General features: G+C 72.0%; 13 protein-coding genes. 6 read left to right on the top strand and 7 right to left on the bottom strand.

The window, feature by feature from the left end; genetic code table 11:
* Positions 1-48: 48 nt before the first annotated feature.
* Positions 49-1,848 (bottom strand): glycoside hydrolase family 15 protein, encoded by a 1,800-nt coding sequence (locus JMF97_RS27290; RefSeq protein WP_203224129.1) that lies wholly within the window; start codon positions 1,846-1,848, stop codon positions 49-51.
* 90 nt (positions 1,849-1,938) lie between these two features.
* Between JMF97_RS27290 and JMF97_RS32100 the strand changes: the two genes are divergently transcribed.
* Both JMF97_RS32100 and JMF97_RS27280 read left to right on the top strand, forming a co-directional pair.
* Complete coding sequence (locus JMF97_RS32100; protein ID WP_203224128.1) at positions 1,939-3,156, top strand: D-arabinono-1,4-lactone oxidase; 1,218 nt, start codon at positions 1,939-1,941, stop codon at positions 3,154-3,156.
* Positions 3,156-3,533 (top strand): sensory rhodopsin transducer, encoded by a 378-nt coding sequence (locus JMF97_RS27280; RefSeq protein WP_203224127.1) that lies wholly within the window; start codon positions 3,156-3,158, stop codon positions 3,531-3,533. The genes JMF97_RS32100 and JMF97_RS27280 overlap by 1 nt, the downstream gene beginning before the upstream one ends.
* Here JMF97_RS27280 and JMF97_RS27275 read toward each other — a convergent pair.
* The 3 genes from JMF97_RS27275 to crcB (JMF97_RS27265) form a co-directional block, all read right to left on the bottom strand.
* On the bottom strand, positions 3,530-6,220 hold the full coding sequence (locus tag JMF97_RS27275) for a cation-translocating P-type ATPase (RefSeq protein WP_203224126.1): 2,691 nt from the start codon (positions 6,218-6,220) through the stop codon (positions 3,530-3,532). The two genes, JMF97_RS27280 and JMF97_RS27275, sit on opposite strands and share 4 nt — an antisense overlap.
* Positions 6,221-6,286: 66 nt before the next feature.
* Positions 6,287-6,661, bottom strand: a complete 375-nt coding sequence (gene crcB / locus JMF97_RS27270) for a fluoride efflux transporter CrcB (protein WP_203224125.1) — start codon at positions 6,659-6,661, stop codon at positions 6,287-6,289.
* The gene (crcB, locus tag JMF97_RS27265) at positions 6,658-7,146 is read right to left on the bottom strand and encodes a fluoride efflux transporter CrcB (RefSeq protein WP_203224124.1); all 489 of its coding nucleotides are present in this window, start codon (positions 7,144-7,146) and stop codon (positions 6,658-6,660) included. The genes crcB (JMF97_RS27270) and crcB (JMF97_RS27265) overlap by 4 nt, the downstream gene beginning before the upstream one ends.
* Before the next feature lie 74 nt (positions 7,147-7,220).
* On the opposite strand from crcB (JMF97_RS27265), the gene JMF97_RS27260 reads away from it, so the two are divergent.
* The 4 genes from JMF97_RS27260 (at position 7,221) to JMF97_RS27245 (ending at position 10,105) form a co-directional block, all read left to right on the top strand.
* Complete coding sequence (locus tag JMF97_RS27260) at positions 7,221-7,556, top strand: YnfA family protein (protein ID WP_203224123.1); 336 nt, start codon at positions 7,221-7,223, stop codon at positions 7,554-7,556.
* 120 nt (positions 7,557-7,676) lie between these two features.
* Positions 7,677-8,405, top strand: coding sequence for a DUF998 domain-containing protein (locus JMF97_RS27255; RefSeq protein ID WP_238360241.1), 729 nt, complete (start codon positions 7,677-7,679; stop codon positions 8,403-8,405).
* A gap of 23 nt (positions 8,406-8,428) precedes the next feature.
* A complete protein-coding gene (locus JMF97_RS27250; protein ID WP_043722716.1) occupies positions 8,429-8,800 on the top strand; it encodes a YciI family protein in 372 nt (123 codons plus the stop codon).
* A 21-nt stretch (positions 8,801-8,821) separates the two neighbouring features.
* Complete coding sequence (locus JMF97_RS27245; RefSeq protein WP_203224122.1) at positions 8,822-10,105, top strand: RNA polymerase sigma factor; 1,284 nt, start codon at positions 8,822-8,824, stop codon at positions 10,103-10,105.
* 51 nt (positions 10,106-10,156) lie between these two features.
* On the opposite strand, the gene JMF97_RS27240 is transcribed toward JMF97_RS27245, so the two are convergent.
* Genes JMF97_RS27240 through JMF97_RS27230 form a run of 3 tightly spaced genes read right to left on the bottom strand, consistent with a single transcriptional unit; the run spans position 10,157 to position 12,650 of the window.
* Positions 10,157-10,792 (bottom strand): copper resistance CopC family protein, encoded by a 636-nt coding sequence (locus tag JMF97_RS27240; RefSeq protein ID WP_203224121.1) that lies wholly within the window; start codon positions 10,790-10,792, stop codon positions 10,157-10,159.
* 17 nt (positions 10,793-10,809) lie between these two features.
* Positions 10,810-12,030, bottom strand: coding sequence for a Dyp-type peroxidase (locus JMF97_RS27235; RefSeq protein ID WP_203224120.1), 1,221 nt, complete (start codon positions 12,028-12,030; stop codon positions 10,810-10,812).
* The gene (locus JMF97_RS27230) at positions 12,027-12,650 is read right to left on the bottom strand and encodes a copper chaperone PCu(A)C (RefSeq protein ID WP_203224119.1); all 624 of its coding nucleotides are present in this window, start codon (positions 12,648-12,650) and stop codon (positions 12,027-12,029) included. Before JMF97_RS27230 ends, JMF97_RS27235 begins: the two co-directional genes overlap by 4 nt.
* Positions 12,651-12,677: the final 27 nt, after the last annotated feature.

The following is a 12,677-nucleotide window of genomic DNA, read 5'->3' as shown; positions in this document are numbered from 1 at the left end:
TCGCTCGTCAGGTCGGCGTGGTTCCCGGCGGGGCGGCCCGGTGCCTGGTCAGCGGCCACCTCGGTCGGCCCACTCGTGCAGCGCGTCCCGGTCGCCCGCCGCGTCGAGGTTGAGCGCCGCCTCGATCAGGGCGAGATGCGTGAACGCCTGCGGGTAGTTGCCCAGGGCGGTGCCGTCGGCGGCGAGCTGCTCGGCGTACAGGCCCAGCGGGCCGGCGTACGCGCTGAGCTGGTCGAAGAGCTTGCGAGCCGCGTCCCGCTGACCGGCCAGGACCAGCGCCGAGACCAGCTCGAACGAGCAGAGCAGGAAGGCGCCCTCCTCCCCGGGCAGCCCGTCGTCGGCCCGGTAACGCCGCAGCAGCGCAGGGCCGATCTCCAACTCCTGCCGTACCCGGTCGATGGTGGCGAGCATCCGGGGGTCGTCGCCGGGCAGGAAACCGACAAGCGGAATCCGCAGCAACGAGGCGTCCAGCTCGGTCGACCCGTACGTCATCACGAAGCTGCCGACCTGCGGGTTGAAACCGCGTTCCAGGACCTCGGCGTGCACCGCGTCGCGGGCCGTGCGCCACCGCTGCACGTCGGCGGTCCGGTCGTCGAGCAATTCGGCCAGACGGATGCCCCGGTCCAGGCAGACCCAGGTCATCACCTTCGCGTTGACGTAGTGCCGGCGCGGGCCGCGTACTTCCCAGATGCCGTGATCGGGTTCGTGCCAGCGGTCGGCCATCACGTCGACGTGCTTGCGCAGCAACGCCCACTGCTCGCCGGTCAGGTCGCCGGTGAGCTGCTGGTACACCAGCGCGGCGTCCAGAATGTGACCGTACGTGTCGAACTGCACCTGTTCGGCGGCCTCGTTGCCGATCCGCACCGGCCGGGAGCCGGCGTACCCCTCCAGGTGGGGCAGCTCCTGCTCCTCCGCGGTGCTGCCGAGAATGTCGACGAGCGGGGTGAGCAGATCACCGGTGCAGACGGAGATCAGGAAGTGCAGGTACCGCTGGCCCTCCTCGGCGTGCCCGAGCCGGAACAGGGCGAGCAGCAGCAGTGCGGCGTCCCGATGCCAGGCGTACCGGTAGTCCCAGTTGCGGACCCCGCCGATCTCCTCCGGCAGGCTGGTGGTGGGCGCGGCGATCAGTGCCCCGGTCTCGTCGAAGGAGAGCCCCCGCAGCACCAGCGCACTGTGCCGGACGGCGTCGGAGCCGAAGCCGGTGTAGTCACTGCGCGCCGACCACGCCTGCCAGGTCCGGGAGGTACGCGCCAGCAACTCGTCCGGGTCGGCGACGTCGGTGGCATCGTCGTCGTAGCCGACCAGCAACGCCACAGTCGTACCGGCGGACAGCTCCGCCTCGATCCGCAGTTCCCCGCCGGCCGCCTCGGCGGGCAGGTCACCGCCGACCCACAGATCGGTGCCGACGGCCCGCCAGCGGCGGCCCACCCGCTCCCAGGCGACGTCGCGGGCGCCGTACCCGACCCGGGGCGCCACCCGCATGGCCAGCTGGATCGTGCCGTGCTCGACGGTCACCCGGCGCACCAGCACCTTGTCGGCGCGCAGCGGCTGGGCGCCCTCGCCGGGCGCCACCGCCAGGAAGTCCTGCACCACCGCCGACCCCTGCGGGGTCGACCAGCGACTCTCCAGCACGAGGGTGTCCGGCAGATATCGCCGGGTCGGCTCGGCGCAGCCGGCCACGGTCAGTTCGAGGACACCGCCGCGGTTGCGGTCCAGCAGGCGGGCGAAGACCGCGTCACCGGCGAAGTGCGGCACGCAGAACCATTCGACCGCGCCGTCGGCGGCGACCAGCGCGGCGGTGTGGGTGTCGGAGAGAAAGGCGTACGAGTCGATGGGGGGATAGGTCATCGCAGCTCCGGTGGGGACGTAGGTGCCTCTACGACTACCCCGCGAGGTGCGGGGTAAGCGCCTGCGCGCGTAGGTGAAGGGAGAGGTGAGGTGTCCCGTCCGTTCGTGAACTGGTCCGGCAGCCTCTCCTTCACCCCCGCCGAGCGCGTCGAACCGGCCGACGAGGACGAGGTGCGCGAGGTGATCCTGCGCGCCCGTGAGTCGGGCCGCACCGTGCGGCCGGTGGGTTCCGGACACTCGTCGAGCCCGCTGGTGCGTACCGACGGCATCCTGCTCAGCCTGGACGAGATGGTGGGGGTGGTCGACCAGGCCGGCGAGCGGGCCACCGTCCGGGGCGGTACCCGGCTCAAGGCGCTCGGCGAGGGTCTCTACGAGGCCGGGCTGGCGATGGACAACCTCGGCGACGTCGACTACCAGTCGATCGCCGGTGCCACCGCGACCGGCACCCACGGCACCGGTCTCGGCTTCGGCAACCTGTCCACCCAGGTGACCGAGGTCCGGCTGGTCACCGGCACCGGCGAGACGCTCGACATCTCGGCGAAGTCCAACCCCGACCTGCTGCCCGCCGCCCGGCTGTCGCTGGGCGCGCTGGGTGTGGTCACCCAGTTGACGCTCGACGTGCAGTCCCGCTACGAGTTGCACCGACGGGCCTGGTGCGCGCCGGTCGACTGGACCCTGGACCACCTGGCCGAGTTGCAGCACACCAACCGCAACATGGACTTCTACTGGTATCCGCGCAGCGACCTTACCCAGGTCCGGACCATGAACCGGGCCGACGAGGCGCCGGACGATCAGCGGTGGGCGACGCGGCAGATGTTGGAGGCCGGCCCGGAGGGTCAGCTGCGGGAGGTCGACGTGGGGCCGACCTACCAGACCATCCCGCAGAACCGGGAACTGCGCTTCGAGGAGATCGAGTACATGCTGCCCTCGGAGGCGTTCCCGGCCTGCTTCGCCGAGGTCCGGCGATGCATCCTGACCCGGCACCGCCGCTACGTGGGCTGGCGGGTGCTGGTCCGTACGATCGCCGCCGACGACATCTGGCTGAGCAACGCGTACGGCCGTCCCACCACCACCATCGCCTGCCTGCAGAACACCACCCTGCCGTACGAGGACTACTTCCGGGACATGGAATCGGTCTTCCGGCACTACGGTGGCCGGCCACACTGGGGCAAGAAGCACTGGATGACCGCGCGGGACCTGCGCCCGCTGCTGCCCCGGTGGGACGACTTCCAGGCGGTACGTCGTCGCCTCGACCCGGACGGCGTGTTCCTCACCCCCGATCTGGCCCGGCTGCTGGAGGAGACCTGATGACGCAGCTCGGGGCGCGGGTGTGGGTGGTGCCGGGCGGTCGCATCCCGTTCGGCGGCACCGGCCCGGAGCCCGAGTACACCAGCTTCGACCAGTTGTGCGTGCTCAACACCGGCGACGCCGAGGCGGACCTGCGGCTGGACTTCTACTACGAGGACACCGAGCCGGTCGGGCCGTACCGGCTGGTCGTCGGCGCGCGGCGGATCCGGCACGTACGGGTCAACGACCTGATCGACCCGGAGGCCGTCCGCCTCGACCGCCCGTACGGCTGTGTGCTCCGCTCCCCGGTGCCGGTGGTGGCGCAGTTCCTGCGGCAGGACACCCGCCGGCCCGGTGCGGTGGCACTCGCCACCACGATTGCCTACCCCGTCGACTAGCCCACCGCCGGGTGCGTCCGCCCCCGGATCAACCTGCGCCGCAGTTCGTCGGCCCCCCACACGACGACGGGGAAGACCAGTAGCAGCGCCAGGGCCGGTGCCGGTGGTGGCCGCGTACCGAAGACCTCCGGCAACGGCGGCAGGGCCACGATGACGGCGGCGACGGCGAGTTCGAAGGCGATGCCCCACAGCAGCAGGCGGTTGGAGAGCACACCGACGGCCCGCAACGGGGCGCGTTCGGTACGGGCCGCGAACGCGGTGCCGATCTGACAGGCCACGATGCCGAGGAAGGTCATCGTGGTGGCCTGGAGATAGGTCTCGTGCAGCGCGGTACCCGGCCCGGTCGGCGCGCCCGGGGTCCAGCCGCCGGCGAGCAGGACGGCGAAGAAGCCTGCCATCACCAGTACGGCGGAGACGAGCCCGAGGAACGCCCAGGCCCGCAGCAGCATCCGCCGGTCGATGACCCGTTCGGTACGCCGTCGGGGCGGGCGGTTCATCAATCCCGGCTCGGCCGGCTCCCGACCCAGCGCCAGGGCGGGCAGCGTCTCCGTGCCCAGGTCGATGGCGAGGATCTGGAGCACGGTCAACGGCAGCGGCACCGCCCCGGCGGAGAGCGCGAAGATCAGGAACGGAACGACCTCGGGCGTGGTGTGGGCGAGGATGTAGAGGATGAACTTGCGAACGTTGGCGTAGACCCGGCGACCGGCCCCGACGGCGGCCACGATGGTGGCGAAGTTGTCGTCGGTGAGCACCATCGTCGCGGCTTCCCGGGTCACGTCCGTTCCGGAACGTCCCATCGCCACACCGATGTCGGCTCGGCGCAGGGCCGGCGCGTCGTTGACCCCGTCGCCGGTCATCGCCACGATCTGGCCGTCGGCGCGCAGTGCCTCGGCGATGTGCAGCTTGGCCTCGGGCGACACCCGGGCGAAGATCACTTCGCGTTGCTCGGCGAGCAGGTCCCGCAGCGCCTGGGGAGTCATCCGGTCGAGATCCGCGCCGGTCAGCACGGTCGGATCGCCCCGGGTGATCCCGACCTGCCGGGCCACGGCGGTCGCGGTCAACCCGTGGTCGCCGGTGACCATGATGATCCGGATACCCGCGGTGTGGCACTTGGCCACCGCGTCCGGCACCGCCGCCCGGGGTGGATCCACCATGGCGACGAAGCCGAGGAAGGTCAGCTCCCGCTCGGTCGTGTCCCGATCCCCGGGCGGCCCGGTCAACCGGCGTCGTGCCAGGGCGAGGACGCGGCGGCCCTGCCGAGCCTGCCCGGTCACCGCTTCGGCCAGCTCGGCCCGCGCCTGCTCGGTCAGTGGCCGGTCGTCGCCGTCGGCACCGATGATCCGGGTGCAGCGGCGCAGCACCTCCTCCGGCGCACCCTTGGTGTGCAGCCACAGATCCGTCCCGACGGTGTCGACGGTGGACATCAGCCGCAGTCTCGGGTCGAAGTGGAACTGGCTCTGCCGCCTACTGCCGGCCGGCTGCTGGATCTTCGCGGCGAAGTGCAGCAGCGCGGTCTCGGTCGGGTCGCCCACGTCGGCGTCCGGGCGCAGTTCGGCGTTGTTGCAGGCGGCTGCCGTGGCGGCCAGAGCGGACAGCGCGGGACCGGGCGACGGCACCGGGTCGGGCAGCGGGTCCAGCAACTCGTCGGCGGCGCGTACGGCGGTCACCCGCATCCGGTTCTCGGTGATGGTGCCGGTCTTGTCAGTGCAGATGACGGTGGTGGAGCCGAGGGTCTCCACGGCGCTGAGCCGCTTGACCACCGCACCCAGCCGGGCGAGTCCGCGTACGCCGACGGCCAGCGCCAACGTGATGGTGGGCAGCAGCCCCTCGGGCACGTTTGCGACCAGCAACCCGATCGCGAAGGTGAACGCGTCGGAGATCGGCATACCGGCGGCCAGCACCCCGATCGGGAAGAAGACCACACCGGCACCGATCGCCACCGCTGCGATCAGCCAGGCCACCCGACGTACCTGCCGTTCGAGCGGGCTCTCCTCCCGACCGACCCGCTGGGACAGAGCGGCGATCCGGCCCAGCTCGGTACGCATCCCGGTCGCGTAGATCATCCCGCGTGCCTCGTCCGACAGGCAGGACGTACCGCTGAACACCAGGTTGCCGGCCTCGGTCAGGCTCTCGGCCGGACCTGTCGCGTCGGCGCTGCGGTAGGCGGGCTGCGACTCGCCGGTCAGGGCGGACAGGTCGACCTCGACACCGCCGTCGAGCAGCCGGGCGTCGGCGCTGATCCGATCTCCCTCGCCGATGGCGATGACGTCACCAGGAACCAGTTCCCCGGCGGGAACCTCCTGCCAGTTGCCGTCCCGCAAGGCCCGCGCCTGCTGGGGGAGGTACCGGGTCAGTGCCTCGACCGCCCGCTCGGCCTGCCGTTCCTGCACCGAGGCGAACACCGCGTTGACCGCGATGACCGCGAGGATCGCCGCGCCCAGCACGGCGGTACCGGCCACCCAGGCGAGGATCGCGGCCACCCACAACAGCAGGGCGAGGGGATGGATCAGCTGCCGCCCGAGTTCCCGCCACCAACGTCGTCTGCTGGTTCGGCGCAGCTCGTTGCGGCCGTACTCGGCGAGCCGTTGGCGGGCCTGGTCGGTGGTCAGCCCGTGTTCGCTCGCGTCGAGCCGGTGCAGCAGGTCGGGCAGCGGCGACTGAGGGTCCACGGCCAGCTCACCCCGCACCGGAGCCTCCTCGCCCAGCTCAGCGGGCCGCCGTCTACCCGCCTCCGGCCGGGGCAAACCAGGCGGTCAGGCCCAGAGCGCCTCGGCCAGGGTGACGCCGAGGAACGCGGCACCGAGCGCGGCGGCGACACTGACCACGGCGTTGGCCAGGGCGTACCGGCGGGCGCCCGTCTCGACGAGGCGGATCGTCTCGTAACCGAAGGTCGAGTAGGTGGTCAGCGCCCCGCACAGGCCGGTACCGAGCAGGGCGACCAGGGAACCGGGCACCGCACCGGCTCCCGCGCCACCGATCAGCACCCCGAGGATCAACGAGCCCAGCACGTTGACGGTGAGGGTGCCCCACGGGAACGCCGAGTCGTGCCGGGCCTGCACCGCCCGGTCGAGCAGGTAGCGCAGCGGTGCGCCGACGGCCGCGCCGAGCGCCACGAGCAGCACTGTCACCCCGTACTCCGCAGGCGTCGCATGCCGGTCGCCAGCCGGGTGAGCGTGAGGCCGACCCGGACGGCGGTGAGCGCGGCGACCAGGGTGCCGGCCAGGTACAGCAGCGCGGTGCGTGCCGCGCCGGCCGCCACCGCCTGCTGCACCTCCACCGCGTACGTGGAGAAGGTGGTGTATCCGCCGAGCACCCCGACGCCGAGGAAGGGTCGGACCAGTCGAGGCGCGGCCCGCACCTCGGTGATCAACACCATCAGTACGCCGATGAGCAGGCAGCCCGAGACGTTTACCGCGAAGGTGGCCCACGGAAAGCCGGTGGGGGAGTGTGGAAACGCCACTGTCAAGCCGTGCCGCAGGACGGCACCGATCATGCCGCCGAGGGCGATCGCCGCCAGCAGGCTGGCGGTGCCGCCGCGCAACTCGGCACGCTGGCGGGCAACGTGGAGGTCGACGTCCGGATCGACGGGTGGCTGCTCGGGCGGCACGGTCACCACCTCCTCAACGGGGGACGAGAATAGCTCCGGCAACTCATCGCCGCCCGGGCGACGCGCAGTAGGGTGCGCGGGTGACCGTGCTGCGTTCCGTCGTGCTGTTCGTGCTGGCCGCCATCGCCGAGATCGGTGGGGCGTGGCTGGTGTGGCAGGGCTGGCGTGAGCATCGCGGGTTGTGGTTCGTGGCTGCCGGGGTGCTCGCGCTCGGCGCGTACGGGTTCGTCGCCACCTTTCAGCCGGATCCCAACTTCGGGCGCATCCTGGCCGCGTACGGCGGGGTTTTCGTCGCCGGTTCGCTGGCCTGGGGGATGATCTTCGACGGCTTCCGCCCGGACCGATGGGACCTGACCGGAGCGGCGATCTGCCTGCTCGGCGTGGCCGTCATCATGTACGCCCCACGCGGCGCCTGACTCCCGCCGAGAAAATTCTCGAGAAAAGTTGGGCCGTGGTGTCGAATCCCGGTCTTCCCGTTCGAGCTTCCTGGTAGCGGGGCCGAACGGCGCGCCCCGGACAGCGAAGGGAGCCGGGAGATGTCCCGCACCAGCAACCCGGTCAGCACCGGACAGGCGACCGCAGCACCCCGCGAATCCGTCACCGGGACGGGCCCGCGACACCTTCCAGGAGCCGACCCGAGGGCACGGCTGCTGCTGATGCTCGGCCTGCTCGCCGGCCCCGGCTACGTGGTGGTGTCGCTGACCCAGGCGCTGACCCGGGAGGGGTTCGATCTCACCCGGCATGCCTGGAGCCTGCTCGCCAACGGTGACCTGGGCTGGATCCAGATGACCAACCTGATCATCACCGGCCTGCTCGTGATCGCGGGTGCGCTCGGCCTGCGGCGGATACTGCGACCCGGCATCGGCAGCACCTGGCCGCCCCGGCTCCTGGCCGGCTACGGCCTCAGCATGATCGCCGCAGGGATCTTCCGCGCCGATCCGGCCCTCGGTTTCCCCGTCGGCACACCGGCTGACGCCGCCACCATGAGCTGGCACGGACTGTTGCACTTCGGGGCGGGAGCGATCGGCTTCAGCTGCCTGGCCGCCGCCTGCTTCGGCCTGGCTCGCCGCTTCACCGCTGACCGGCGGCGCGGTTGGGCGGCCTTCTCGCGTACCACCGGGGTGTTGTTCCTGGCCGGGTTCGTCGCGATGGCCGCCGGCGGCGGGCACGTCGCCGCGAACCTGGCGTTCACCGCCGCCATGCTGCTGGCCTGGGCCTGGCTGTCGTCGACGATGTGGCACCACCGCAGCAGCACGACCCACTGAAGTCCGTCAAAGAGGAGATCGACATGCGGTACCTGGCACTGCTCAAGGCCATCCAGCCCGACACCCCGGCCCCACCGGAGCTGATGGCAGCGATCATGAAGCTCGGCGAGGAGGCCACCAGCGCCGGCGTCCTCCTCGACCAGGGCGGGCTGCTGCCGAGCGCAGCCGGCTGGCGGGTCGACGTCTCGGGCGGGAAGCTGGCCGTCACCGACGGGCCGTTCACCGAGGCCAAGGAGATCATCAGCTACGCGGTCTACGAGGTACGCGATCGGGAGGAGGCAGTGGAGTGGACGTCGCGGTTCATGAAGCTGCACCGGGACATGTGGCCCGGCTGGTCGGGTGAGACCGAGGTGCGCAAGGTGTTCGGGCCGGAGGACTTCCCGCCGGCAGCCTGACGGGATGGTGGAATCGGTACCGTGACGGCTACCGATTCCGCCATCGACGATGCGAGGCGAGCCACCCACCGGGCGGTCGAGGCGGTCTGGCGGATCGAGTCGGCCCGGCTGATCGCCCGCCTGGCCCGGCTCGTCTCCGACGTCGGGCTGGCCGAGGAGTTGGCCCAGGACGCGCTGGTCGTGGCCCTGGAACGCTGGCCGCAGACCGGGGTGCCGGAGAATCCCGGACCCTGGCTGCTGGCCACCGCCAAGCATCGGGCCATCGACCGGCTGCGCCGCCAGGAACGGTACGCGCGCAAGCTCGCCCTGATCACCCGGGACGTACAGATCCGGCAGGAGTACGCGGAGGCCGAGCGGGACGCCGAGTTGGACGACCACATCGGCGACGACCTGCTGCGGCTGGTCTTCACCGCCGCCCATCCGGTGCTCTCCGGCGAGACCAAGGTCGCGTTGACGTTGCGGCTGCTCGGCGGCCTGACCACCACGGAGATCGCCCGGGCGTTCCTGATCCCCGAATCCACCGCCGCCCAACGCATCGTCCGGGCGAAACGGACCCTGGCCGCGGCGAACGTGCAGTTCGAACTGCCCACCCGCGCCGAGCTGCCGGAGCGGCTCGCGGCGGTGCTGGAGGTCATCTACCTGATCTTCAACGAGGGGTACGCGGCGACCAGCGGCCCGGACTGGGCGCGTCCGGAGCTGTGCCACGAAGCGCTGCGGCTGGGGCGGCTGCTCGCCGGGCTGCTTCCCGCCGAGCCCGAGGTGCACGGCCTGCTGGCCCTGATGGAACTCCAGGCTTCCCGGCTGCGCGCCCGGGTCGACGCCGCCGGCCAGCCGGTGCCCCTGCTCGACCAGGACCGCCGGTCGTGGGACCGGCTGCTGATCCGGCGCGGACTGGACGGGCTGGCCTGCGCCGAGGCGCTGGGCATCGGCAGCTACACCCTCCAGGCCGCGATCGCGGCCTGCCATGCCCGGGCGACCCGCGCCGAGCAGACCGACTGGCCCCGCATCGTGGCCCTGTACGAGGTCCTCGCCCACCTCCAGCCGACCCCGGTGGTACTGCTCAACCGGGCCGCCGCGGTGGGTCTGGCGGGTGATCCGAAGCGGGGCCTGTCACTTGTCGACGAGTTGGCGCAGGAACGGTCCCTGCGTGACTACCCGCAACTGCCGGCGGTGCGCGGCGAACTGCTGGCCCGGCTGGGCCACGCCGGACCGGCCCGCGACGAGTTCCTCCGGGCCGCCGAACTCACCCGCAACGACGGCGAACGGGCGCTGTTCCGACGCCGCGCCGACGGGCTGGCCGGCTGATCGGTGCGCGGCACGCTCGGTGTGCTGGCACCGGTCACGCCGGTGTGCGCACTACGCCGCGCTGTCACCGGAGCGGCGGCGGCGCAGCAGGACGACCACCGCGCCGATCGCCAGGGCGGCCAGTACGGCGGCGCCGGTCAGCAGCGCGGCCGTACCCGCACCGCCACCGGAGGAGTCGCTCGCGGCGGGGCTGGCGGGCGCGACCGAGGTCTGCTCGGCGGTCGGGCTGGGGCTCTCCGTCGGCTCGGTCGCCTCCGGGCTGGGGCTCGGGCTGGGGCTCGGCTCGGCGGTGGCGCTCGGGTCGGCCACGGTGAACTTGTAGGAGCCCTGCACCGGGTGCCCGTCGTTGGAGACCACCCGGTACGCCACCGTGTAGACGCCGTTGGGCAGGGTCGAGTCGATGGTCACGGTGGCCTTCGTGCCGTCCACCTCCGGCTCGCTGGTGGCCACCGGCTGCTTGTCGGCATCGCTGAGCGTGACCGTGGTGAACGACGGGTTCAGCTTCTGGAGGAAGTCCAGGGTGACCTTGGTCGGTGCCTTGGTCAGCTCGGCGTCCTGCGCCGGCGTCGCCTTACGCAGCACGTTGTGCGCGTAGGCCGGGGAAGCCGGCGCGGCCAGCAGAGCGGTGGCGGCCAGCAGGGCGGCGGCCAGGCCCAGGGCGGACAGGTGGCGGAGTCGGGTGCGCATGATGACGATTCTCCTCCTCAGCCGAGCAGCTGCTGGCCGACCCAGCCGCCCTCGGGACAACCGGGCGGAATGGCGAAGACGGCGGAGCCGATCGGAGTGGTCCATTCGTTGAGCAGGTCCCGCTCGGCGAGCCGCTGCTGGATGGGCAGGAACTGTCGGGCGATGTCGGCCTGGTACGAGGCGAAGATCAACCCGCTGTCGGCGGTGCCGTCTGCCGCCGGCACCCCGTCGTAGTTGTAGGGACGGCGCAGGATCCGGAACCGGTCGTCGCTGACGTGGGCCCGGGTCAGGTGGGAGAAGTCCGGAATCACGGTCAGCCCGTCCGGGCCGACAGCGGCGAAGTCCGGCTCGTCGTGTTCGGCCGCGCCGGTCAGCGGGGCACCGGTGTCCAACCGCCGGCCGACACTGAACTCCCGGTCGGTGCGGCCGAGCAGGTCCCAGGTCTCCAGGTTCATGCTGATCCGCCGGAGAACCAGCGTGGTGCCGTCGCGCAGCCAGTCCGGCCCGTCGGGGATCCACACGGCCGTCTCCAGCGGCCCACCCGGCTTGGGGTTGGCGGTGCCGTCGAGTTGGCCGAAGAGGTTGCGCTGGGTCCGGCCCGGCTCCGCCCCGGCGGCTCGCCGGAAGCCCTGCTGCACCCACCGCACGGTGGCGAAGGGCCGGCTGTCCTTGACCAGGACCCGCTGGGCGTGGGCGACCGTGATCGGGTCGTCGGCACAGATCTGCACCAGCAGGTCCCCGCCGGACCAGCGCGGCTGCAACCGGTCGATCGAGAACGACGGCAGGTCGACCACCGACGGTGGCCGGCGCTCGTCGAGGCCGGCTGCGGCGAACAGGCCGGGACCGAAGCCGAACGTGACGGTCAGCCGGGCCGGCAGCAGGCCCAGCTCCGGTTCGGTGTCGGCGAGCGCCGGCCGCCCCTGGGTGAGGCGGGCGGCGTCGTCGGAGAGCAGGCGCATCATCCGGCCGAGCGCGGCGCGGTCGGTGCCGGGACGCAGGGTGAAGGCGACGAACGCCGCGTGCGCCTGCGGTTCGGTGGCGACACCGGACTGGCGTACGCCGTGGAACGGCTCAATCGCCTCGCCGACGGTCGCCACCGGCACCTGCGCGGGCGTTGCGGCGGTGTCCTCGCTGCGGTCGGCGGCGACCGCGACGGCACCGACAAGCGTGCCACCGGCGGCCAACGCGCCGCCGGTGAGCAGACCGCGCCGGCTCACCGGCGATTTCGCCGAGGTCATGGTGTCGGGCTGTGGCTGGCCGACGGGGCGTGCGACGGCTCACCGTGCGGTGCGTGCGAGGGCTCACCGTGACCGGGGGCGTAGCTCTCCTGAGCGCCGGTGAACGGCTTCGCCACGGCGATGAACGTCTGGGTCCGGCCGTCGGCGAAGGTGAGGGTGAGGGTGACCTCGTCACCGGCCCGTACCGGCTGGGCGAGGTTCATCAGCATCAGGTGGTCGCCGCCGGGCTCAAGGCGGTACTCGCTGCGCGCCTTGACCACCACGCCACCCTCCTTGGCCTGCATGACCATCTGCCCGTCGCGCATGGTCATCTCGTGCACCTCCATCGGCGAGACGGAGGAGGTGGCACCGGTGATGGTGACGTCGGCGTCGGTGCTGTTGACCAGGGTGACGAACGCCCCGGTCATCCCCGAGTCGGCCGCCTTGACCCACGGATCCTGGACGGTCAGCACGCCCTCCGCCGCTGCCGGGGTGGCGGAGGGGGCGGTGGTGGCCGACGGGGTGGGGGCCGTGGTCGAGTCGTCGTCGGAGGAGCTGCAGCCGGCGAACAGGCCGGCGAGAAGAACCCCGGTGAGGAGTACGGCCGGGCGGGTGGACCGACCCGAGGTGGCGCTGAACATAGGTTTCCTCTCAACGGGCGACGTCGT

The sequence above is a fragment of the Micromonospora fiedleri genome (genome assembly GCF_016774385.1).
Taxonomy (GTDB): Bacteria; Actinomycetota; Actinomycetes; order Mycobacteriales; family Micromonosporaceae; genus Micromonospora; species Micromonospora gifhornensis.
This window is presented reverse-complemented; position numbering and strand designations above follow the sequence as displayed.